Source organism: Labrys wisconsinensis, from assembly GCF_030814995.1.
Taxonomy (GTDB): domain Bacteria; phylum Pseudomonadota; class Alphaproteobacteria; order Rhizobiales; family Labraceae; genus Labrys; species Labrys wisconsinensis.
This window is the reverse complement of sequence record NZ_JAUSVX010000001.1, coordinates 240,458-262,815: the sequence shown is the minus strand read 5'-3', so window position 1 is coordinate 262,815 and position 22,358 is coordinate 240,458. Positions and strand designations below refer to the sequence as shown.

The 22,358-nt window shown below is 70.3% G+C and carries 22 protein-coding genes; 9 read left to right on the top strand and 13 right to left on the bottom strand.

What is annotated here, in order from left to right:
• Nucleotides 1-60 precede the first annotated feature (60 nt).
• The 5 genes from QO011_RS01235 to QO011_RS01215 all read left to right on the top strand — a co-directional run bounded on the left by QO011_RS01235 (nucleotide 61) and on the right by QO011_RS01215 (nucleotide 5,504).
• The gene (locus QO011_RS01235) at nucleotides 61-876 is read left to right on the top strand and encodes an ABC transporter permease (RefSeq protein ID WP_307266629.1); all 816 of its coding nucleotides are present in this window, start codon (nucleotides 61-63) and stop codon (nucleotides 874-876) included.
• Complete coding sequence (locus tag QO011_RS01230; RefSeq protein ID WP_307266628.1) at nucleotides 860-1,651, top strand: ABC transporter ATP-binding protein; 792 nt, start codon at nucleotides 860-862, stop codon at nucleotides 1,649-1,651. The genes QO011_RS01235 and QO011_RS01230 overlap by 17 nt, the downstream gene beginning before the upstream one ends.
• Before the next feature lie 18 nt (nucleotides 1,652-1,669).
• Complete coding sequence (locus QO011_RS01225) at nucleotides 1,670-2,848, top strand: M24 family metallopeptidase (protein ID WP_307266627.1); 1,179 nt, start codon at nucleotides 1,670-1,672, stop codon at nucleotides 2,846-2,848.
• Complete coding sequence (locus QO011_RS01220) at nucleotides 2,835-4,034, top strand: M20 metallopeptidase family protein (RefSeq protein ID WP_307266626.1); 1,200 nt, start codon at nucleotides 2,835-2,837, stop codon at nucleotides 4,032-4,034. The genes QO011_RS01225 and QO011_RS01220 overlap by 14 nt, the downstream gene beginning before the upstream one ends.
• A 198-nt stretch (nucleotides 4,035-4,232) precedes the next feature.
• Nucleotides 4,233-5,504: an ROK family protein gene (locus QO011_RS01215; RefSeq protein ID WP_370881886.1), complete on the top strand. Its 1,272-nt coding sequence runs from the start codon at nucleotides 4,233-4,235 to the stop codon at nucleotides 5,502-5,504.
• Nucleotides 5,505-5,599: 95 nt separating this feature from the next.
• Here the strand turns inward: QO011_RS01215 and QO011_RS01210 are convergent, their stop codons facing one another.
• From QO011_RS01210 to QO011_RS01150, 13 genes are all read right to left on the bottom strand, one after another.
• Entirely contained in the window at nucleotides 5,600-7,075 is a 1,476-nt protein-coding gene (locus tag QO011_RS01210; RefSeq protein WP_307266623.1) for an amidase, read from the bottom strand.
• Between the two features lie 25 nt (nucleotides 7,076-7,100).
• Entirely contained in the window at nucleotides 7,101-8,060 is a 960-nt protein-coding gene (locus QO011_RS01205) for a cyclase family protein (RefSeq protein ID WP_307266621.1), read from the bottom strand.
• Nucleotides 8,057-8,860, bottom strand: coding sequence for an ATP-binding cassette domain-containing protein (locus QO011_RS01200; protein ID WP_307266619.1), 804 nt, complete (start codon nucleotides 8,858-8,860; stop codon nucleotides 8,057-8,059). Before QO011_RS01200 ends, QO011_RS01205 begins: the two co-directional genes overlap by 4 nt.
• Before the next feature lie 10 nt (nucleotides 8,861-8,870).
• The gene (locus QO011_RS01195; protein ID WP_307266618.1) at nucleotides 8,871-9,902 is read right to left on the bottom strand and encodes an ABC transporter permease; all 1,032 of its coding nucleotides are present in this window, start codon (nucleotides 9,900-9,902) and stop codon (nucleotides 8,871-8,873) included.
• A 56-nt stretch (nucleotides 9,903-9,958) separates the two neighbouring features.
• Nucleotides 9,959-10,897, bottom strand: a complete 939-nt coding sequence (locus QO011_RS01190) for a sugar ABC transporter substrate-binding protein (protein WP_307266616.1) — start codon at nucleotides 10,895-10,897, stop codon at nucleotides 9,959-9,961.
• 233 nt (nucleotides 10,898-11,130) lie between these two features.
• Nucleotides 11,131-11,946 (bottom strand): class I SAM-dependent methyltransferase, encoded by an 816-nt coding sequence (locus QO011_RS01185; protein WP_307266615.1) that lies wholly within the window; start codon nucleotides 11,944-11,946, stop codon nucleotides 11,131-11,133.
• 169 nt (nucleotides 11,947-12,115) lie between these two features.
• Nucleotides 12,116-12,361, bottom strand: a complete 246-nt coding sequence (locus QO011_RS01180; protein WP_307266613.1) for a hypothetical protein — start codon at nucleotides 12,359-12,361, stop codon at nucleotides 12,116-12,118.
• Between the two features lie 551 nt (nucleotides 12,362-12,912).
• Entirely contained in the window at nucleotides 12,913-13,365 is a 453-nt protein-coding gene (locus QO011_RS01175) for an Lrp/AsnC family transcriptional regulator (RefSeq protein WP_307269178.1), read from the bottom strand.
• Between the two features lie 201 nt (nucleotides 13,366-13,566).
• Nucleotides 13,567-14,346: an ABC transporter ATP-binding protein gene (locus tag QO011_RS01170; RefSeq protein WP_307266612.1), complete on the bottom strand. Its 780-nt coding sequence runs from the start codon at nucleotides 14,344-14,346 to the stop codon at nucleotides 13,567-13,569.
• Nucleotides 14,347-14,383: 37 nt separating this feature from the next.
• Nucleotides 14,384-15,106 carry an ABC transporter permease gene (locus QO011_RS01165; RefSeq protein ID WP_307266610.1) on the bottom strand — a complete coding sequence of 241 codons (723 nt, stop codon included), beginning with the start codon at nucleotides 15,104-15,106 and terminating at the stop codon, nucleotides 14,384-14,386.
• The gene (locus QO011_RS01160; RefSeq protein ID WP_307266609.1) at nucleotides 15,106-15,828 is read right to left on the bottom strand and encodes an ABC transporter permease; all 723 of its coding nucleotides are present in this window, start codon (nucleotides 15,826-15,828) and stop codon (nucleotides 15,106-15,108) included. Before QO011_RS01160 ends, QO011_RS01165 begins: the two co-directional genes overlap by 1 nt.
• A 131-nt stretch (nucleotides 15,829-15,959) precedes the next feature.
• Nucleotides 15,960-16,805, bottom strand: a complete 846-nt coding sequence (locus tag QO011_RS01155) for a transporter substrate-binding domain-containing protein (protein WP_307266608.1) — start codon at nucleotides 16,803-16,805, stop codon at nucleotides 15,960-15,962.
• Nucleotides 16,806-16,982: 177 nt separating this feature from the next.
• Nucleotides 16,983-17,681, bottom strand: a complete 699-nt coding sequence (locus tag QO011_RS01150) for a GntR family transcriptional regulator (protein WP_307266607.1) — start codon at nucleotides 17,679-17,681, stop codon at nucleotides 16,983-16,985.
• Between the two features lie 157 nt (nucleotides 17,682-17,838).
• Here QO011_RS01150 and QO011_RS01145 point away from each other — a divergent pair, with 157 nt between their 5' ends.
• From QO011_RS01145 to QO011_RS01130, 4 genes are all read left to right on the top strand, one after another.
• Nucleotides 17,839-19,203: a glutamine synthetase family protein gene (locus QO011_RS01145; RefSeq protein ID WP_307266606.1), complete on the top strand. Its 1,365-nt coding sequence runs from the start codon at nucleotides 17,839-17,841 to the stop codon at nucleotides 19,201-19,203.
• A gap of 165 nt (nucleotides 19,204-19,368) precedes the next feature.
• A complete protein-coding gene (locus tag QO011_RS01140) occupies nucleotides 19,369-20,478 on the top strand; it encodes a polyamine ABC transporter substrate-binding protein (RefSeq protein ID WP_307266605.1) in 1,110 nt (369 codons plus the stop codon).
• Nucleotides 20,479-20,622: 144 nt separating this feature from the next.
• Nucleotides 20,623-21,549 (top strand): SMP-30/gluconolactonase/LRE family protein, encoded by a 927-nt coding sequence (locus QO011_RS01135; RefSeq protein ID WP_307266601.1) that lies wholly within the window; start codon nucleotides 20,623-20,625, stop codon nucleotides 21,547-21,549.
• Nucleotides 21,550-21,628: 79 nt separating this feature from the next.
• A complete protein-coding gene (locus QO011_RS01130; protein ID WP_307266599.1) occupies nucleotides 21,629-22,354 on the top strand; it encodes a phosphoribosylanthranilate isomerase in 726 nt (241 codons plus the stop codon).
• Nucleotides 22,355-22,358: the final 4 nt, after the last annotated feature.

Sequence of the window (22,358 nt, the reverse complement as noted above, 5' to 3'; positions counted from 1 at the left end):
ACCTTGTCCGGGCAGGACGGCTTCGCTATGGCTCCGCGCGGTTTAACCGAGACAGGCTCGTTGCTTCAACCCTTCACCGACGCGTCAAAGCCCTTCGTCGACGCCTGGCGGCACCGGGAGCTGTTCCGCGCCATCCTGACGCGCGAATTGCAGGTCCGCTTCCGCGGCTCGGTGTTCGGCTGGGCCTGGGCGATCCTGGCGCCGCTGGCGATGCTGTCGGTCTACACGCTGGTGTTCTCCGGCGCCCTGAAGCTCGACGCGGCGCGCACGGGCGGGCGCTTCGACTACGCCTTCTCGATCTTCGCCGGGCTGATCGTGTTCAACTTCTTCGCCGAGATCGCCTATCGCTCGCCGCTCCTGCTGGCCGAGCACAAGCACATCATCCGGCGCTCGATCTTTCCGCCGCAGATCCTGGCCTGGATCGCGGTGGCGCGCGCGCTGGTCTATGCGGCGATCGCCCTCGCCGTGCTGCTCGCGGGCCAGGTGCTGATCAACCACACCGCGCACTGGTCCTGGCTGGCGCTGCCCTTCGTGCTGCTGCCGCTCTGCCTGACGCTGCTCGGCGTGGTGTGGATCCTCTCCACCATCGGCGCATTGACGAGCGATCTCAACCATCTGATCATCTCGATCATCCCGGTGGCGATGTTCGCCACGCCGGTGTTCTACGAGGCCGGGGCCGTGCCGGAGGGCTGGCGCTGGCTGCTCTATTGCAACCCGCTGACCGTGATCATCGAGATGCTGCGGGCCATCCTGCTGCGCGGCGAGGCGCCCGGCCTGTCAGCCTATCTCGGCGCGCTGGCGGCGGGCCTGGCGCTGTTCTATCTCGGCCGCACCCTGTTCATGCGAAAGAAGGCGATCCTTGTCGACATCATCTGAGCCCGGCGGCGGGAGCCCGGCGGTGCGCTGCCAGGGCCTCGGCAAGGCCTACCAGTTCTACCGGCGGCCGATCGACCAGGTGAAGCAGGTCCTCCTCGGCGGCCGGAAGCGCTACTACGACGAATATTGGGCGCTGAAGGACATCAGCTTCTCGATCGCCAGGGGCGAGGCGGTCGGCATCATCGGCCGCAACGGCTCGGGCAAGTCGACGCTGCTGCAGGTGATCTGCGGCATCACCGCGCCCACCGTCGGCACGGTGCGGGTGGAGGGGCGGATCGCGCCGGTGCTGGCGCTCGGCGCGGCCTTCGACTACGAGCTGACCGGCCGCGAGAACGCTTATCTCTCCGGCGCCATCCTCGGCCTCAGGCGCGCCGAGGTCACGGCGAAGATGGGGGCGATCCAGGACTTGTGCGGCCTCGGCGACTTCTTCGACCAGCCGGTCAAGCTCTATTCCAGCGGCATGGGCGCGCGGCTCGCCTTCGCGGTCTGCGCCCATGCCGACGGCGACGTGCTGATCGTCGACGAGGCCCTGGCGGTCGGCGACGAGGCCTTCCGGCAGCGCTGCCAGGCGCTGATCCGCGGCTTCCGCCGGCGCGGCACGCTGCTTTTCGTCTCGCACGACGCCGGGCAGGTGGCGGATCTCTGCGACCGCGCCATCTGGATCGACCGCGGCGCGATCCGCGCCGACGGCCCGCCGGAGCCGACGCTCGCCGCCTATCGCCGGGCCCTGGCGGAGGAGCCGGACGACCCGAACCGCTTCCATTTCATGAACTGACCCCCCGAGGATGGCGCCATGATCCCCCTGCCTTTCCCACGCGAGGAGTACGACCGGCGGCTGCGGGCCGTCCGGAGCGAGATGCAGCGGCGCGGGCTGGACCTTCTGGTCGTCAACGACATCGCCAACCAGCACTACCTCACCGGCTATGACGGCTGGTCGTTCTACACCCCGCAAGTGGTGCTGGTGCCGCTGGAGGAGGCCGAGCCGGTGTGGATCGGGCGGGCGATGGACGCCGCCGGCGGCCGGCTCACCGCCTGGATGAAGCCGGATAACGTCGTCGGCTTTCCCGAGGAGCTGGTGCAGCGGACCGACGCCCACCCGATGGACTGGATCGCCCGCTGGATCGTCGACCGGGGCTGGGGCCGCGGCTCCGTCGGCATCGAGCTCGAGGCCTATTATTATTCCGCCAAGGCCCATGCCCGTCTCGCGGCCGGCCTGCCCGACGCCCGCATCCACGACGCAGATCTCCTGGTGAACTGGATCCGCGCCGTCAAGTCGGAGGCGGAGGTCGCCTATCTCCGCCGGGCGGCGCGGCTGGCCGAGGCGGCGGTGGCGGCGGCCTACGACGTGATCGAGCCCGGCATCCGCGAATGCGATGCCATCGCCCGGATCCAGGCCGCCCAGGTCGCCGGCAGCCCGGACTTTGCCGGCGACATCACCGCGCTGCCGCCGACCATCCTCGGCGGCGAGAACGCCTCGGCGCCGCACATCATGTGGAGCGACCGGCGCTTCGGCGCCGACGAGACGGTCGCCCTGGAGCTGGCGGGCGTGTGCCGGCGCTATGCCGCCGGCCTGGCGCGCACCCTGCAGCTCGGCAAGGCGTCGCCGAAGGTGGGCGAGACCGGCAAGGCCGTGCTCGAAGGCATGGAGGCGGTGCTGGAGGCGATGCGGCCCGGCGTCGCGGCGGAGGAGGTGGAGGCGGCCTGGCGCGCGGTGATCGGCCGCTACGGGCTGAAGAAGGCCTCGCGCATCGGCTATTCCATCGGCGTCGCCTACCCGCCAGACTGGGGCGAGCACACGATCAGCCTGAGGCCCGGCGACCGGACGGTGCTGCAGCCCGGCAATGTCCTCCACTGCATCCTCGGCATGTGGATGGACGGCTGGGGCATCGAGGTGAGCGAGACCATCCTGGTGACCGCGACCGGCAACGAGACCCTGACGCGCTGCCCGAGGGCGATCCATGTCAAGCCCTGAGGCCGGCCTGCTCGACCCCGGCCTCCTGGCGCGGATGATCGCGGTGCGCCGCCACCTCCACCGCTTTCCCGAGCTGTCGAACGCCGAGGCGGGGACCCAGCGCCATCTGCGCGATGCGCTCGAGGCCGAGGGCCTCGACGGCGTGCGCGAGGTCGCCGGCCACGGCCTGGCGGTGGATATCGTCGGCGCGGCGGCGCCGTCGAACCGCAAGATCGCGATCCGCGCCGACATCGATGCCTTGCCGATCGCGGAGGAAACCGGGCTCGGCTTCGCCTCCGAGCACCCCGGCGTCATGCATGCCTGCGGCCATGACGCCCACGCCGCGATGGGCTTCGCCGCGGCCGTGCTGCTGCACCGCTCGCGCGCGAGCTTTCGCGGCACGGTCCGGCTGATCTTCCAGCCGGCGGAGGAGGCCGAGCCGCTGGGCGGGCGGCGCGTCGTCGCCGAGGGCCTGCTCGACGACGTCGACGGCGCCATCGGCATCCATGTCGATCCCTACATCCCCTCGGGCCGGATCGTCGCTGCCCCCGGCCCCTGCACGCTGGCCTGCGACATCTTCGACGCGGTCGTGACCGGCGTCTCGGCCCATGCGGCGCGGCCTTCCGACGGCGTCGACGCCATCGCCGCCGCCTGCGCCATGGTCGGCGAGTTGCAGGCGATCGTCTCGCGCGAGACCGACCCCTATGATCCCCTGGTCATCTCCATCACCGGCATTTCAGGCGGCGGCGCCTACAACGTGATCGCGCCGGAGGTGACGCTCAAGGGCACGATCCGCAGCGGCAGCGACGCGACGCGCCGGCGCGCCTGGCGGCGGCTGCGCGAGGTGATGGAGGGCATCGCCGCCGGCCGCGGCGCGGCGGTGCGCCTCGACATCGTCGAGGGCGAGCCGGCGGTGGTCAACGACGCGGAGCTTGCGGCCATCGTCCGCGACAGCGCGGCGGCCTGCCTGGGAGCCGGTGCGGTGCTGGCCGCCCCCGGCTGGACCGCCGCCGACGATTTCGGCTTCTACAGCCAGAAGCGACCCTCGGTCTATTTCCGGCTCGGCATCCGGGACGAGGCGGCGGGCTCGGTCCATCCGCTGCATCACCCGCAGTTCCGGGTCGACGAGGCCGCGCTGCCGGCCGGCGTGACGACGCTGGTCGCCTCGGCCCGGCGCTTCCTGGCGGCGGACACGCAGACGGGCTGAAAGTCCGGCCACGGCAAGGGATTGACGTTCGAGGCTCGCACGAACAAACGTCTCGTCACGCGCGCGGCGGTCGGCTAGAACGGGACGCGGCTTCGGGTTGTACGCCGCCCTGCTCCGGCGGGATGAGCCGCGCGGGGCGGACCGATGCGGCGCCGGGGCGCATCGCGCCCGCAGCGATCCGGAGGTCCGGGATTGGCGATGGACAAAGACGCAGATCCGATATTCGCGGCCGGGCGCCCGGCTTCCTGGCCTGCCGACGATGGCGGGGAGGAGACGCGCGCGATGCCGCGGCGGGGCCGGTCGCTCCTGTCCTCGTCCCTGGTCGGCGCCACCAATCGGGGCCGCGTGCTGCAGACCCTGTTCGACCTCGGGCCGACCAGCCGGGTGGAGCTCGCCCGGCAGGCCGGCGTCAACCGCACCACGATCTCCGGCATCGTCCAGCCCTTGCTCGACCAGCAGCTCCTGGTGGAGGGCAAGCCGACCTCGGCCCGGGAGGGCGGCGGCAAGCCGGCCCGGCCCCTGTGGTTCTCGCCGGAGGCGCGGCCGATCTGCGGCGTCCTGTTGATGCCGGGCTCGATCCGCACCGCGCTGGTCACGCTGGAAGGCCGGATCCGGGTCGAGCACGAGGCCTCGCTGCCGACCGCGGCGGAGCAGCGCGCCGAGCTGATCGAGGGCATTGCCGCCTGCATCGGCCGGACGCTCGCCGCGGCGCATCGTCCGCCGCTCGGCATCGGCATCGCCGTCGGTGGCATGGTGGATACCGGCCGGCGCGCCGTGGTCATGGTCAACCTGGCCCCGGCGCTCGACGATGTTCCGCTCGGCACGGAGCTCGGCCGGCGCTTCAACCTGCCCGTCATGCTCGACCACCATCCCCGGGCGCTGCTGGTCGGCGACCGCTGGTTCGGCAAGGGCCGCGGCGTGCGCGACTTCGCCGTCGTCTATACCGGCGAGGTGCTGGGCGGGGCGCTCTATCTCGACGGCCACCTTCACCGGGGCCCAGGCGGCGCCGGCGGCGAGCTCGGGCATACCTTCGTGCAGATCGACGGCGAGCTCTGCCGCTGCGGCCGGCGCGGCTGCTGGGACACGGTGGCGACCCTGGGCTGGCTCCGGCGGCAGGCCCGCGCCGCCGGGCTCGAGGATCCCGATGCGATCGACGCCCGCCGCCTCGCCGGCCTCGCCGCCGCCGGCGTGCCGGAGGCGGCCGCGCTGATGGACCGCTATGCGCGCAATGTCGCGGTCGGCATCGCCAACCTGCAGCAGACCGTCGCTCCGAACTTCTTCATCCTGCATGGCGACGTGGTCGGCGGCGGTCCGGCCATGATCGAGGCGATCACCGGCCATGCCCGGCGCCTGGTGCCGCCCCACCCCGGCGGGCAGATGGTGTTCGCCACCGGCGAACCGGAGGATCGCGCCGCCCTGCTCGGCGCCGCCGGGCTGGTGCTCTCGGACCTGCTGCGCTTCCCGCTGTGAGGCGGCGGGCCGCTATGCCGGCAGCCCGGGCCTGCTCGCGCTCACGCTCGCAATCCGGGCTTGCTCGCTTACGCTCGCAATCCGGGATAGCTCGCTTACGCTCGCAATCCGGGATAGCTGGCGAACCAGGGCTGCAGCCGCTCGAAGGCCGCGGCCGCTGCCAGCACCGTCTCGTCGGCATGGCGCCGGCCGATGATCTGCAGCCCGACCGGCAGGCCCGCGTCGGTGAGCCCGGCGGGGACCGAGATGGCGGGATGGCCGGTGAAGTTGATGGGATAGGTCATGCACCAGCCGATCAGGGGATCGACGGCCTCGCCGTTGATCGCGTGGGGTCCGCGCGTGTTGCCGTCTCGGGCATTGACGACGGGCGGCACGGCCAGGGTCGGCGCGACGATGATGTCGTAGCGCTCGAAGACGTCCTCCAGCGCATCGTGCACCGCGGTGCGCAGCACGTCGTCGAGGGCGTGCTCGACGGCGCCGACCCGCCCGGCGGCCTCCAGCATGGCCCGGAAGTCCGGGGTGAGCTCTTCGGCATGGGCGCCGAGCAGGTCGAGACCCTCGGCCTTCCAGTGATGGGCGATGGCGCCGTAGTGCACCGAGATGGTGCGGACCCAGAGCGCGGCGAGCTCGCCGTGGTGGGGCCGGATCGCCGGCTCGACCTCGTCGACGGCCATGCCGCCGGCGGCGATCGCGTCGGCGGCCCGCCGGACCACGGCGGCGACGGCGGCATCGACCGGGAAATTGCCGAGGCGCGGGCTGTAGGCGACCTTCAGCGGTCCGGCCGGACGACCGGCGGCGGCGCAATAGTCCGGGCCGTTGCCGGGCAGGGAGAGGGGATCACGCGGGTGCGGACCGGCCATGACCTGCGTCATCAGCGCGGCGTCGGCGACGGTGCGGGCGAGCGGGCCGATATGCACGAAAGGATGACCCCACAGGAAGGCGTCCGGCCGGGTGACGGAGGGGATGCGGCCGAAGGACGGCTTGAAGCCGACGACGCCGCTGAAGGCGGCGGGAATGCGCACCGAGCCGCCGCCATCGGTGCCCTGGCCGAGGGCGGCGAGCCCATCGGCCACGGCGGCGGCGCTGCCGCCGGAGGAGCCGCCGGCATTGCGGCCGATCGCCCAGGGCGTGTGCGTCGGCCCGAAGCGCAGGTTGTCGGTGATGCCCTTGTGGCCGAACTCGGGCGTGTTGGTCTTGCCCAGGATGATCGCCCCGGCCGCGAGGAGGCGCTCCACCGCCGCGGCGCTGCGCCGCGGCACGCGGCCCTGCACGGCGAGCGATCCCATCGAGGTCGGCACGCCGGCGACGTCGTCGAGATCCTTGATGGCGACGGGCACGCCATGCAGCGGCCCGAGCGGGCCCCCGGCGGCCACCGCCGCCTCGGCCGCGCGCGCCGCGGCGCGGGCCTCGTCGGCCAGGACGAGCGTATAGGCGTTGATCACCGGGTTGCGCAGCTCGATACGGCTGACATAGGCCTCCACCACCTCGACCGGCGAGAGATCGCGGCGGCGGATGCGGGCGGCGAGCTCGGTCGCAGGCAGGAAGCAGAGTTTCGTCGCGTCGTCGGTCATCGCATCGCTTCCTTGGGCAGGGCGGTCACTTCAGCACCACCGGATTGATCGAGCCGCCGGTGCCTTGGGCGACCTTGATGGGGCTGGCGCAGTAGAAGGCCTCGTAGCGGCGGTCCTCGGCGCAGTCGGCGGCGAAGTCGTCGAGGAAGGCCGCCTCGGTGAAGACGACGCCGAGATTGCGCATCAGGGCGCCGTGCAGCGGCAGCATCACGCCGGTCCTGGGCTCGTAGGTGGTCTCGTTGGCGAGGGTGTCGGTGACCAGGCAGGGGATCTGCATCGCGTCGAACCAGGCGACGAGATCGCGGCTGAAGGTCAGGCCCGGCTCCCAATAGTCGGGCCCGATCGCCTCGCGGCCGTCGAGCAGGGCGCCGAGCCAGCCCGTCCGCAGCATCAGGATCGTGCGCGGCGCGATCGCGACGCCCTGCGCGGCGGCGCAGGCCAGGAGGTCGCGATGGTCGAAGGTCTCGGCCCGGCCGAGGGCGTCGCGGCCGCGATGGCGGGCGATGTCGAGGAGGAGGCAGCGCCCGACGATACCGCGCGCGGCGATCGGCTCGATGCCGGCCTTGCGCATGCCGCCATTGCTGCAATCGGCGCAATAGCCGTTCCAGAGCCGGTCGCCGTACCACATGTGGCCGAGGGCGTCGCAATGGGTGCTGGCCTGGGCGAAGCCGGTGACGTAGTCGTCGGCGAATTCGAGGCCCCCCGGCAGCGGCTGCCAATGGCCGGCACGAAAGCCGGCCTTGTCGGCGACGACGAAGCGGCGCGCGGCCCAGCGGCCGGGAAAGACCGGATCGCCCTGCGGCGTCGCCAGCGGCGCGCCCAGGGTGAAGGTCCGCCCGTCGCGCACCGTGGCGAGGCCCGCCCGGACCTCGTCGGGCGTGAGGTAATTCAGCGCACCGACCTCGTCCTCCGGGCCCCAATGGCCCCATCTGATCGGGCAGTCCGCCAGCAGGCGCGCCAGCGCCTCGCGATCGGGCCCGCTCACGACGCGGCTCCGAGATCGGGCACGGCGGCCACCCGCTCGCCCCTGGCGCCGGTGATATAGGCGACGACCTCGTCCATGACGGTGTTGCGGCTCACCAGGTCCGCCACCTTGGCGCCGCGGCGCAGCACCACGACGCGGTTGCAGACCGACCAGAGGTGCTCGAGGTTGTGGGTGACCATCACGATGGTCAGCCCGCGCTGGCTCAGCCGGCCGATCAGGTCCAGCACCTCGCGCGATTCGCGCACGCCGAGCGCCGCCGTCGGCTCGTCGAGCAGCAGCAGCTTGCTGCCCCAGAAGGCGGCGCGGGCGATGGCGGCGATCTGGCGCTGGCCGCCCGACATCCGGTCCACCGGCAGGGTGCGCGCCTGCGGGATGGCGATATGCAGCGTCTCGAGGCCGCGCATGGCGGCATCGGCCATCGCCGCCCGCCGCATGAAGCGGAAGAGAGCCGGGCCGCGGCCCCAGGCCATCTCCCGGCCGAGGAAGAAGTTCTCGGCCGCGGTGAAGCTGCCGATCAGGGCGAGGTCCTGGTAGACGGTCTCGATGCCGAGGCGCTGGGCCTCGGCCGGCGGCGCCAGGGTGTGGGGCACCCCGTCGAGCAGGATCTCGCCCGACGTCGGCTCGTGCGCGCCCGACAGGATCTTGACCAGGGTCGACTTGCCGGCGCCGTTGTCGCCGACCAGGCCGACGACGTCGCCGCGCCGGAGGTCGAGGGTCAGGTCCTGCAGGGCCTGGATCGCCCCGAAGCTCTTGGTGACGTGCCTGAGGCGGACGAGCGGCGTGATGGCGTCGGCCGCCATGGGCGGGATCTCAGCCTCTGACATAGCGCCGACCGATCCCGCCGAGGGCGACCGCGACCACCAGGAGGCCGCCGGAGAACAGGTACTGGGTGAAGATCGGCGCCCCGATCATCGCCAGGCCATTGTTGCCGACGGCCACCGTCAGCACGCCGATGAAGGTGCCGAGGATGTGGAACTGCCCCTCCCGCAACGCCGCCGAGCCGAGGAAGGCGGCGGAGAAGGAGGTGAGCATGAAGCCGTCCCCGGCCGCCACCTGGCCCGAGCCGAGGTTGGAGGCCATCAGCACGCCGGCGAGGGCGGCGCACGTGCCGGCGATGGCGAAGGCGACGATGCGGCAGCGGTCGACCGCGATGCCGGCGCGGCGCGCATTCTCGGCGCTGACGCCGATCGCCTTGATGTGCTGGCCCTGGACGGTGCGGTTCAGGACTACCCAGAGCAGCACCAGCACCGCGGCCATGATCAGGACGAGGTGCGGGATGCCGACGATCCGGCCGAGGGCGATGTCGGTGAAGGACAGCCCATGGCTGAGCTGCAGCGGGATGCCGCCGGAATAGGCATAGTTGAGCCCGACCACCACCGTGCCGGTGCCGAGCGTGGCGATGAAGGCGTTGACGCCGATCTTGGAGACGATGACGCCGTTGACGATGCCGATGAGCGCGCCAAGCCCGACCACGGCGGCGACGGCGAGCGGGATCGGCCATTGATTGTCGCTGAGAAGGCCGACGACCAGCAGGCCGCTGAAGCTGGCGACATAGCCGATGCTGAGGTCGAAATCACCGCCGACCAGGGGCACGGTCAGGCCGGCGGCAATGATGGCGGCGATAGCCATATCATTGAAGATGTTTCGGAAATTTCGATAGGTCGCGAAAGTGCCGGGCTCCAGCGCCGCGAAGACCGCGATCATCAGGCCGAGGGCGAGGAGCGTGCCATAGGTGCTGAGCAGCCGCATCGGGCCCGAGGCGCCCCCGCCCCGGAGCGCGGCGAGGACGGCTGCCATGCCGGGGCGCCCCGCCACCATTCCCGTCCTGTCCCCTGTCGTCATGCTCGATCGCCCTGCGGGTTGCGGGCCGGATCGCCGGCCCGGCACTCGGATCTTGCTCAGCCCCGGTCCGGATGGGCCTTGATGTAGTCCTCGACATTGTCCTTGGTGACGATGACGTGGTCGGGGATCACCGATTTCGGCGTCCAGGCGGCGCCCTGGCGGCGGATCTCGGGAATGGCGTCGACCAGGATCTTGCCGGCGGAGGTCACGTCGACCGACAGCGTCGCGGTCATGCTGCCCTCGCGCACCGCCTGCAGCGCCGGGGCGGTGGCGTTGTAGGAATAGACCTTCACGTCCCGGCGCTCGTTCTGCTTCAGCGCCGCGATCGCGCCCATGGCATTGTCGTCGTAGCAGTTGAAGATGGCGAAGGGCCCGCCCGCGCCGGCATTGGCGCTGAGCCAGGCCGAGGTGGCGGCCTGGGAGGAGGCGGCGGCACTCTGGATGTCGATCTCGTGGCTGGTCGGCTTGATCGCGGGGTTGAGCTTCATCGCCGCGTCGAAGGCGTCGGCGCGCTCCCGGCAGGGGATGCCGGGATGATAGGTGAGGTCGAGCACCGTGCCCTTGCCGCCGAGCTCCTTCAGCATCAGGTCGACCATCGGCTGGCCGGCGCCGGTGCTGGCGGCGAGCGCCACGCCGGGCGCCAGGCCGCCGCCGGCGGAGAGGATGGGAATGCCGGCCTCCCGGGCCGCATCGATGCCGGCAGCCAGCGAGTTCGAATCGAACACGGTGACGATGATGGCGTCGACGCCCTTGGTGACCAGCTGCTTGATGGCGGTGTTGGCCTGCAGCGGCTCGCCCTGGGCGTTGAGATTGGTGACGGTCCAGCCCTTGGCCTGAGCCGCCGTGGTCATGGTGTCGACCATGGCGTTGGTGTTCAGGTCGGAGGTGGAGAAGGTCACGATGCCGATGGCGAGCTTGGCATCGTCGGCCCGGGCGATCGGGGCTGCGGCCAGCGCCAGCAGCAGGGCAGTCCCAAAGGTCGTGGCTAGTCTCATCGTCGTCCCCTCTGCGGCGGCCTCCGGCATCGGCAGCCGCCTTGCGTTGTGGCCGGATGGATGGTCGTGCCGGCCGCGGCACGGGGCTCGTCTCGTGAATGTTCGTGCGAGCCTCGCACAAATAGGAGCATAGTTGACGCGGCAGCGCAATGCGGTTGTTCCGCATGCGGCGGAGGGAAGCCGTCGATGGGGAGAACGAGCCGATCTGCCGGACAGGCGAGGCGCCGACGGGCCTACCCCTTCAGCGCCGCGGCCAGGCGGGCGATGAGGCCGGGCCGGGGCGGCGGCTCCGGCGGAGGCGGCACATAGGAGGGCCGGGCGCCCTGCGGCGCTTCGCCGAGATGGACGCCGAGATGGCCGTCCATCAGGAGCTGGTCGAGCTTCTGCGCCGAGAAGAAGTCGACCGGCGGCCGGTCGGCGAGGTGGAGGTCGGCCTTGCCGGGGCTGATGCGGCGCCGGTTGTAGGGCTGGCGCCACCAGCCGTCGCAGAGCGGATCGAACGCCGGCGCCTCGGTGCGGCGGAACAGCGCCGTGGTCACGACCGTCTCGACCAGCTCGAACATCGGCTCCTCGAACAAGAAGTCGGCGAAGCGTCCGATGGTCGGTATGTGCACGTCGTCGACGATGAGGTGGCCGCCGGGGCGGATCTGCGGATAGAGGAAATAATATTCGAGCTCGACGAAGGGATAGCCGTGCGGCCCGTCGAGCAGCACCACGTCGAAGGCGGGCGGATCGAAGGCGTGGCGGGGCAGCGTCGCCTGGGTCGGCCCGAGCACGAAGCGGCAGGCTTCGGGGCGGAACAGCGGGCTCGCCTCGACGAAGGCGAGGCTCGACCCGGGCGCGCCGCGATCGTCGATGGCGAAAGCGAGATGCTCGCGCGAGGCGCGGGAGAAGAAGATGGTGCTCTTGCCGCAGCCGGTCTCGAGCGTGCGCCCGAAGCTGGAGCCGATCAGCTCCTCGAGGCGCTGCAGGACGAGGTCGTTGAAGGTGCCGCCGTGATGGCTGGCGTCCGCCGCCAGCGATTCGGCGATTTCGACGGCGATGCTCATGATGGGGCCTCGCTCGCGGGACAGTGTTCCTGTTGCCACGCCGGCGAGGCTGCCGCAACGGCGCCAAGCGGAATTTCCGAGCTCGGCCCCAGGGCGGGCTCGGAAATCCTGCAGGCTGCCGAAGGGGTGGCAGTCTGAGCAACCCGTGGCTGAAGCCACGAGAAGCTGCTTAGACGGTCAGGAGGCTGCCGATCTGGCGGCGGATGGCGGCGCGCCGGCGCCTGGCCTGCGCCGCGAGCAGGCCGTGCGCTGCCTTCTCGGCGGCGCGGGGCGAGGCGAAGGCCATGCCGTCGATCGGGTTGAAGCGATGGTCGGAGGCATGGAAGCGGAACACCCGTCCGTCGCGGGCGACGATGCCGGCGGTCTGGCCGCGCACTTCGATGATATAGGCGTCGGATCGATAGGGATTGGTCATGTCAGCAGTCCCGCTGCCGGCTGAGCCGGCATCTTTCGGAAAGAGGTCTTCGGAAAAGAGCGATCAGGCCAGGGACATTCGACACAGGCCGTTCGCGCGGGGGAAAAGCTCCGGATACGCAGAAACGCAGGTACGGACAGTCATGATGTGCCCTCGATGCTCGGGAGCCCACGATGGCGATCGTGGCGCTTTAGCGATGGTGACGCGGCGCAAGCTGCTTCCTTCAAATCCCGCGGCGGCAATCGAACAAGCCGCGGGAAGAATCTCCTCCATCGTCGAGTGTTTCACAAGGCGGCGAGAATTCTTTTCCTCGACCGACCGGGAGAAGCCCATCTTCGCCCACGCCCGGGATGGAGAACGATCCTGTCCCGCCCGGGTTCCCGATTCGCGCAAAAAATGCCCGCGGCCTGTGGCGTGGCGATGACGGCTCGCGTTCTGCGTGTCCGCGGCGCTGGAGCAAAGCGCGTTTGGGCGGAAACGCTGCTTTGCTCCAACTCTTTGTTTCGACGCGTCTTTGCGATGCCTGGCGAGTCCGCCGAATCGCAAAACGCTTAGAGCGTGCGATAGGCGGTGGTGGCCTTGATCCGCTCCATGGCGAAGCGGGAGGTGACGTTCTTGAGCGGCACCGCCGCGATCAGGCGCTTGTAGAAGCCGTCATAGGCGGCGATCTCGGGCACGACCACGCGCAGCATGTAGTCGACGTCACCGGCCATGCGGTAGAATTCCATCACCTCGGGCATGCCGGCGATGGCCTGCGAGAAGCGGCTCAGCCATTCCTGGGAATGGTCGCCGCTCTCGATCGAGACGAAGACGGTGAGCCCGAGCCCGATCGCCTCGGGGGAGAGGATCGCCACCCGCCGCTCGATCACGCCGGTCGCCTCCAGGCGCTGGATGCGCTTCCAGCAGGGCGTCTGCGACAGCGCGACCTCGCGGGCGATCTCGGCCAGCGACAGGGTCGAATCCTCCTGCAGCAGCCGCAGGATCTTGCGGTCCATCGCGTCGATGCGCGGACGCGCCGGCTCGGGCGGCAAGGACGTGGCGGAAAGGGGCGTGGCGGAAACGGATGTGGCGGAAACGGTCATGGACGTCCCGGAAACGGAAGCGGCGAAACATCCCTTTCTAGAGAAAAACCTTCTCTCGCGTCAACTCTAAATCTACAGAATTAGTATACTAATGGCGGCGGCGCTGGTGGCCGCAGGGGCGGCTCAGCTGCCGTGCCCGGCGATGAACTGCCGGAAGCGTTCGGAGGGCGCGTTGGCGAACAGGTCCTGCGGCGGCCCCTCGGCCTCGACCTGGCCCTGGTGCAGGAACATCACCCGGTTGGAGACGTTGCGGGCAAAGCCCATCTCGTGGGTGACCACCAGCATGGTGCGCCCTTCCTCCGCCAGGGCGCGCATCACCCTGAGCACCTCGCCGACCAGCTCCGGATCGAGGGCCGAGGTCGGCTCGTCGAACAGCATCACCTTGGGCCGCATGGCGAGCGCCCGGGCGATGGCGGCCCGCTGCTGCTGTCCCCCCGAGAGATGGGCGGGATAGTGGTTGCGCTTGTCGGCGATGCCGACCTTGGCCAGCAGCGCCTCGGCCTCGGCGATGCATTCGGGGCGGGGGCGCTTCTGGACATGGACCGGAGCCTCGATCAGGTTCTCCAGGACGGTCATGTGCGACCAGAGATTGAAGCTCTGGAACACCATGCCGAGCTCGGAGCGGATGCGGTCGACCTGACGTCGGTCGGCCGGCTCGGCATGGCCGTCGCGCCGCCGCCGCATGCGGATGGCCTCGCCGGCGACGATCACCTCGCCGGAGTCGGGCGTCTCCAGGAGGTTGATGCAGCGCAGGAACGTGCTCTTGCCCGAGCCGCTCGACCCCAGGATCGAGATGACGTCGCCCTCCCGCGCCTCCAGCGAGACGCCCTTGAGCACTTCGAGCTGGCCGAAGGTCTTGTGCAGGTCCCTGACGATCAGCGCAGACTCGGGCGAGGTGGTCATCACGTCTCCTGTGAAGCGACGGCCGGCCTGAGCCCGGTCAGCCGACCATGCCGGGGCGCGGGCGGGCCCGTTCCGGCATGGCGCGAAGGTGGGGGGAAAGGCGGTGCTCGACCAGGCCGAGCAGGCGCACGATCACCAGGTTGAGGACGAGGTAGAGCAGCGCCGCGCAGAAGAACACCTCGAAGGTGCGATAGGTCGAATGGATCACCTTCTGGGCGATGCCCGTCACCTCCCAGACCGTGACCAGGCTGGCGAGCGAGGTGGACTTGACCATCAGGACCAGCTCGGTGGAATAGGCCGGCAGCGCCTGCCGGAGCGCGATCGGGGCGATGATGCGGCGCAGCAGCAGGAGGCCCGACATGCCGCAGGCCCGCGCCGCCTCGATCTGCTGGCCCGGGACGGCGAGCAGGCCGCCACGGAAGATCTCGGCGGTGTAGGCGGCCGTGCACAGCGCCAGGGAGAGCGTGGCGCAGAAGAAGGGCTCGCGCAGCAGCGGCCAGAGCACGCTCTGGCGCACGAAGGCGAACTGGCCGAGCCCGTAATAGACCAGGAACATCTGGATCAGCAGCGGCGAGCCGCGGAAGATGTAGATGTAGCCGCGCGCCAGGCGGTCGAGCACGGGATGGCCGCTCACCCGCATCCAGGTGATGCCGAGGGCGAGGAGGCCGCCGGCGCTGATCGACAGCACGAACAGGCCGAGCGTCACCGGCAGCACCGCGAGGAGCTGGCCCATGGTGTCGAGGAGGAAGCCCGTGTCCATCAGGCCCGCCCCAGGCCGCGCCGGAAGCTCTTGCCGACGCGCGCCTCGGCGGCGTCGAACGCCCGGTTCGACAGGCCCGTCAGCACGAGGTACAGCGCCCCGCCGGCGAGGTAGAACAGGAAGAACTGGTGCGTCGAGCCGGCGGCGATCTGGCTGCTGCGCATCAGCTCGACCAGGCCGGTGACGGAGACCAGGGCCGAGTCCTTCAGGCTGAGCTGCCAGACATTGCCCAGGCCCGGCAGGGCGAAGCGCAGCACCTGCGGGGCGATGATGCGGCGAAAGCGCAGGAAGGGCGGCATGCCGACGGCCCGCGCCGCCTCGATCTCGCCGCGCGCCACCGCCAGGAAGGCGCCGCGATAGACCTCCGCCTGGTAGGCGCCCGAGATCACCCCGACCGCCAGCGCGCCGGCGAGGAAGGAGGGCAGGCCGAGGAAGCCCTCGAAGCCGAGGGCGGCGGCGGCCGCGGTGACCAGGGTCGAGCCGCCGAAATAGAACAGATAGATCACCAGGAGCTCGGGCACGCCGCGGAACACCGTGGTGTAGGCGTCGCCGACGAGGCGTCCCGCGAGGCTCTTCGACAGCTTGGCCCAGGCGACGAGCGTCCCCAGCACCGCGCCGATGGCGAGCGACACCAGCGTCACGGCGAAGGTCATCGCCGCGCCGAACAGGAGGAAGCCGCCCCAGCCGGTCGAGCCGAAGCCCAGGGTGGTCAGGAAGCTCATGGCAGGGCCCCGCTCACGAGGAGGCGCCATGCCGGGCGGCCATGCCAGCCCGGCATGGCCGCCCGGTCACGCCGATGGTGTCGCGATGGATCGCCGGCTCGGCCCACGCCGCTTCGTCCCGTCCGGGGGCGTCACGGCGAGACGTCGAGCTTGAACCACTTCAGCGCCAGCTTCTTGACGGTGCCGTCGGCCAGGGCCGCGGTGATGGCTTCGTCGAACTTGGCCTTGAGGTCGGTGTCGGCCTTGCGCAGGCCGAGCGCCTCGCCCGCGCCCCAGATCAGGCCGCCGAACTCCGGCCCGCTCATGGCGAGGTCGGCATTGTCGGGCTTGGCGAAGGCGGAGGTGAAATAGGTGGCGTCGTCGAAGGCGGCGTCGATGCGCCCGGCGGTCAGGTCGAGATCGTGCTCGGGCGAGGTCTTGTACTCGCGGATGGTCGCGACGTCCTTGAAGTTCTTGTAGATGAAATCGGCGTAGACGGTGGCGGCCTGGATGCCGATGCTCTTGCCGGTCAGGGCCTTGCGCAGCGCCTCGATCGCCTCCTTGGCGCCCGTGCCTTCGCCGTTGACGTCGAGCCGGAGCGTGGTGCCCGTTCCCGCCAGGTTGGCGAGCGCGCCGGATTTGGTGACGGCGAAGCCCGCGGGCGTGTTGGCATAGGGCTTGGAGAAGGCGATCACCTTCTCGCGGTCCGGCGTGATCGACAGGGCGTCCATGATCACGTCGAACTTGCCGGCCTGCAGCGCGGCCATCATGCCGTCCCAGTCCTGGGCGATCAGCTTGCACTCCACCTTCATGCGGGCGCAGAGGTCCTTGGCGAGCTCGGGCTCGAAGCCGTCGAGCGTGCCGTCCGGCTTGGTCGAATTCCACGGCTCGTAGGCGCCTTCGAGCGCGATCGTCACCGTCGTCCAGTCCTTGGCCGAGGCGCTGGCGCCGCCGAGCAAGGAAAAGGCGATCGCGCAGGCTGCGAAACGGGCAATCATGATGGTCCCCTGTCTGACGGCGATATCGTGTTGTGCCCCCGTGGGCGAACATTGGCCCAGTCGAGGCCACCTGTCCATCGGGCCCGCGGGCCTCGTGCATTGAGGTCGAGCCGCACCGAAGTTCTTGTCAGGCGCCGACCTGTTCACGCCGGTGCGCGCCACCGCAACCTACAACTCTTAGGAGAGCGCGGTGCGGCCGATGATCGACATGCCGTCGCCGATATCGGCCTGGATCGCGGCGCGCAGCTCCGCCGCGTCGCCGCGGGCGATGGCGGCGATGGCGCGCTCGTGCTGGTCGACCAGGGTCGTCAGGTCGACATGCGCGTAGACGATGCGCATGAACGGGCCGAACTGCAGCCAAAGGCTCTCGATCAGCGGCACCAGCACGCTGGAGGGAACGGCGCGGTAGATGGCGAAGTGGAAGGCGTGGTTGGCCGCCATGTAGCCGGCGGCGTCGTCGCTCGCCAGGCACGCCTCCAGGAGCTCGTCGTGGCGCCGGATCGCCTCGAGCCGGGCCGCGTCGATGCCCGGCAGGGCGCGCTCGGCCGCTTCGCCCTCCAGGAGCATGCGGGTGCGCACCAGCTCGTCGAAGCGCTCGCGCGTCATGGCGGGAACGCTGACCCGGCGGGTCGGCGTCATTGCCAGCGCGCCCTCGGCCACCAGCCGCGTCACGGCGGCGCGCACCGGCATCGGGCTGACGCCGAGCATCTCGGCGAGGCCCCGCAGCGTCACCGAGCGGCCGGGGACGAAGGCGCCGCCGACCAGGCCCGCGCGGATCGCCTCGTAGACCTGGCCGTGGATCGGCGCGCGCGGGGAGGGAGGCTCCTCGTCCGGGAGAGGCCGGTCGGCCGGGGGGGCGGGTGTGTCGTAAGCCATCGCGCAATCCGTCGGGTCGGGCAGGTGCCGGGAGCCGGGGTGGCGGCCGTCACGGCGCGGCGACCCGATCCCATTTGACACCTTCCGAATTTGTGATCACAATTAGGTCCGCTGAAGAGGCCGTCAAGACCCGACGGTCCTCAAACTCCGGTGCATCATGGGTTTTCAGACGTCCGGCGCAAGTCTCGCCGGCGGCGAGCCGGGCCATGGGCCCGGCGCCAGCGACATCGACGTCATCGAAGTGCTCCTGCCCGACACCAGCGGCATCCTGCGCGGCAAGTGGCTGCCGGGCTCCGCGCTCGAGAAGGTCCTCGCCGACGGCGTGGCCATGCCGATGTCGATGTTCGGCCTCGACGTCTGGGGCCGCGAGGTGGAGGAGACCGGCATCCATATCGAGACCGGCGACAAGGACGGCCTGTGCCGGCCTGTGCCCGGCACGCTCAAGCCCGTGCCGTGGGCGCCGCGGCCGGCGATGCAGACGCTGGTGTCGATGTACCGGCCGGACGGCTCGCCCTGGGAGCTCGACCCGCGCCACGCCCTGCAGGCCGCCGTCGACCGGCTCGCCGCCAGGGGGCTGACCCCGGTGGTCGCCTTCGAGCTGGAATTCTACCTGCTCGAGGCCGAATGCGCCGCCGACGGCACGCCGCGCACCGTGTTCGACCGCGGCGCCGGCCCGGCCCGGCAGAACATGTATGCCATCGCCGACCTCGACGAGCACGCCGCCATGCTGCACGAGATGCGCGAGGCGGCCAGGATCCAGGGGCTGCCGGCCGACAGCATCATCTCCGAGGCGGCGCCGGGCCAGTTCGAGATCAACCTCTACCACCGCGCCGACGCCATGGCGGCGGCCGACGACGCCGTGCTGCTGCGCCGGCTGATCCAGGGCGTCGCCCGGCGCCACGGCCGCCGGGGCACCTTCATGGCCAAGCCCTACATGGCGGCGGCCGGCTCGGGCATGCACGTGCATTGCAGCCTTCTCGACAAGGACGGCGCCAATGTCTTCGCCGGAGCCGGCGCGGGGGAGGCGCGGCTGCGCCATGCGGTGGGCGGCCTCCTCGACACCATGCCCGGCGCGGCGCTGCTGTTCGTGTCGAGCTATAACGGCTTCCGCCGCCTGATGCCCGGCTCCTATGCGCCGGTATCGCTGACCTGGGGCTATGACAACCGCTCGGTGGCGCTGCGCATCCCCAACGGCAAGCCGGCGGCGACGCGGATCGAGCATCGCATCGCCGGGGCCGACGCCAATCCCTATCTGGTGCTCGCCGCCATCCTCGCCGGCATCGAGGAGGGCCTGGAGCGCCGGGCCGAGGCGCCGGAGCCGGTCGCCGGCAACGCCTACGACCTCGGGGCCGAGCGCCTGTCGGGCTCGATGCGCGAGGCGGTGGCGGCCTTCCGGGCGAGCCCGTTCTGCCGGCGGGTGTTCGGCGAGACCTATGTGCGGGTCTATTCCGTCATGAAGGAGATGGAATGCGCCGAGTTCGAGCGGCGGATCTCGCGGCTCGAATACGAGACCTATCTGTGAGAGCCGCGCCGGGGGTTGAGCGCCGCCAGGTTGCGCTCTAGCCTGGACCCGTCTCGATCCTCGCATCGCCGGGACGGCGAGGTTTCCCCGCCCGGCGATGCCGCCTTCCGACCCAATGCGCGGCGTTCTGGGAAAGCGCCCGCGCGACATCCAGAGGAGAATCCCATGCGGAAAGCCTGTCTCTTGGGCGTGGCGGTGGCTGCGGCGCTGGCCGCCGCGCCGGCGCTGGCGCAGACCAAGGTCGTCAACGTCTACAACTGGTCCGACTATATCGACCCCTCGGTGCTGGAGGACTTCACCAAGGAGACCGGCATCAAGGTGGTCTACGACACCATGGACTCCAACGAGGTGCTGGAGACCAAGCTCCTGGCCGGCAAGACCGGCTACGACGTGGTGGTGCCGACCGGCTCGTTCCTGCAGCGCCAGATCAAGGCCGGCGTCTACCAGCCGCTCGACAAGGCCAAGATCCCGAACCTGCAATATGCCTGGGACAAGATCTTCACCAAGCTCGCGGTCTACGACCCCGGCAACACCTATGCCGTCAACTACATGTGGGGCACGACCGGCATCGGCTACAACGTCGCCAAGGCCAAGGAGCGCATGGGCGATGCGCCGATGAACAGCTGGGACGTGGTCTTCAAGCCCGAGCTGATCTCCAAGTTCGAGGATTGCGGCATCTACATGCTCGACGCGCCGGAGGAGCTGATCCCGGCGGCGCTGAAGTATCAGGGCCTCGATCCGGATTCGAAGGAGCCCAAGGACCTGGAGAAGGCCGGCGCGCTGCTCGACACGATCCGCAAATACGTCAAGAAGTTCAATTCGTCCGAATATATCAATGCGCTCGCCAACGGCGACATCTGCCTGGTGGTCGGCTGGTCCGGCGACGTGTTCCAGGCCAAGAGCCGCGCCGCCGAGGCGCACGGCAAGTCGCCGGACAAGCCGCTGGTCGACATCGACTACGTCATCCCGAAGGAAGGCGCGCTGATGTGGTTCGACAGCTGGGCGATCCCCAAGGATGCCGAGCACGTGGACGAGGCGCACACCTTCATCAACTACATGATGCGCCCCGAAGTCGCGGCCAAGAACTCCAACTTCGTCTCCTACGCCAACGGCAACCTCGCCTCGCAGGAGAAGATCGACGACGGCATCAAGAAGAACCCGTCGATCTATCCGGACGAGGCGACGATGGCCAAGCTCTTCACCGTCACCGCCTATCCCGCCAAGGTGCAGCGCGTGGTCACCCGCATCTGGACCAAGTTCAAGACCGGCCAGTGATCCGACGGGCGGGCGCTCCCTCGCCGGAGCGCCCGCCGCCCGCGCGCCGTCTTTCCCTGCCGGCGCGCGCGAACCCTCTCGACGGAACCGCCTCTTCCATGCTTGATGGCGCCGCCAACTAGCATTTCACAGGGGATGCGGCCCATGCTCACCAAAGATTTCGAAGTCATCGACAAGCGCTTCGAAAAACTCGTCTTCGGCAATGTCCATCTCGAACGCCTCCATACCGGCACCCGCTGGGCGGAGGGCCCGGCCTATTTCCCGGCCGGCAAATACCTGATCTGGTCCGACATCCCCAACAATCGCCTGATGCGCTACGACGAGACCGATGGCAGCGTCTCGGTGTTCCTGGAGGGCAGCAACAACCAGAACGGCCACACCGTCGACCGCGAAGGCCGGCTGGTGGCCTGCGAGCATCGCGGGCGCTGCGTCTCGCGCATCGAGCCCGACGGCTCGCGCACCGTGCTCGTCTCGAAGTTCGGCGCCAAGCGCCTCAACTCGCCCAACGACGTGGTGGTGAAATCCGACGGCTCGCTCTGGTTCACCGATCCGACCTACGGCATCGATTCCGAATATGAGGGCGACGCGGCGGAATCGGAGATCGGCGCCTCCTACGTCTACCGCTTCGATCCGCGCGGCAAGAAGCTGACCGTGGTGGCCGACGACTTCGTCAAGCCGAACGGCCTCGCCTTCTCGCCTGACGAGAAGAAGCTCTACATCGTCGACACCGGCGCCACCCATGTGGAGAACGGGCCGCGCCACATCCGCGTGTTCGACGTCGGCGCCGACGGCGTCACCCTGACCGGCGGCAAGGTGTTCGCCACCTGCCCGGTCGGCCTCTATGACGGCCTGCGCGTCGACATCCACGGCAATATCTGGACCTCGGCCGGCGACGGCGTCTATTGCTACGCGCCGGACGGCACGCTGCTCGGCAAGATCAACGTGCCGGAGGTGGTGGCCAACGTCGCCTTCGGCGGGCCCAAGCGCAACCGCCTCTACATCTGCGGCACCACCTCGCTCTATGCCGTCTACCTCAACACCCAGGGGGCGCTCAGGCCGAAGAGCACCTGAGGCGATCCGCGGGGACGAGGACATGGGATTGGCGTGCGGGCCGGCCTTGCGCTAAGCAGGGGCGAACCGGTCCGAGCCCATGCCCTTCGTCAAGATCTGCGGCCTCTCCACGCCCGACACCCTCGACGCCGCGCTCGATGCCGGCGCCGAGATGATCGGCTTCGTGTTCTTTGCGAAGTCGCCGCGCTACGTGACGCTCGAGCGCGCCGCCGCGCTCGGCCGGCGGGTCGGCGGGCGCGCGCGCCAGGCGGTGCTGACGGTCGACGCCGGCGACACCGAGCTCGAGGCCATCGTGGCGGCGCTCCGGCCCGACGTGCTGCAGCTGCACGGACGCGAGAGCCCGGAGCGCGTCGCCGCGATCCGCGCCCGCCACGGCCTGCCGGTCATGAAGGCGCTGGGCGTGGCCGCGGCGGCGGATCTCGCCGCGATGGAGGCCTATCGCGGCGTCGCCGACGCGATCCTCGCCGACGCCAAGCCGCCGAAGGACGCGGTGCGGCCGGGCGGCAACGGCCGCGCCTTCGACTGGACGCTGCTCGCCGGGCGCGAGCGGCCGCGGCCGCTGGTGCTCTCCGGCGGGCTCGATCCCGACAATGTCGGCGAGGCCATCCGCATCGTCCGGCCCGACGGGGTCGACGTCTCGTCTGGCGTCGAGGACCAGCCCGGCGTAAAGAACCCCGACCGGATCTTCGCCTTCGTCGCCGCCGCCCGCGCGGCCTTTGCGCAGATCCACGAAGCCTTGCCACTCGAGGCATGGTCGGGCGAGCGGCGGGCGCCGCGCCCGGCCGTGCCCGCCACAGGACCCTGAGCCG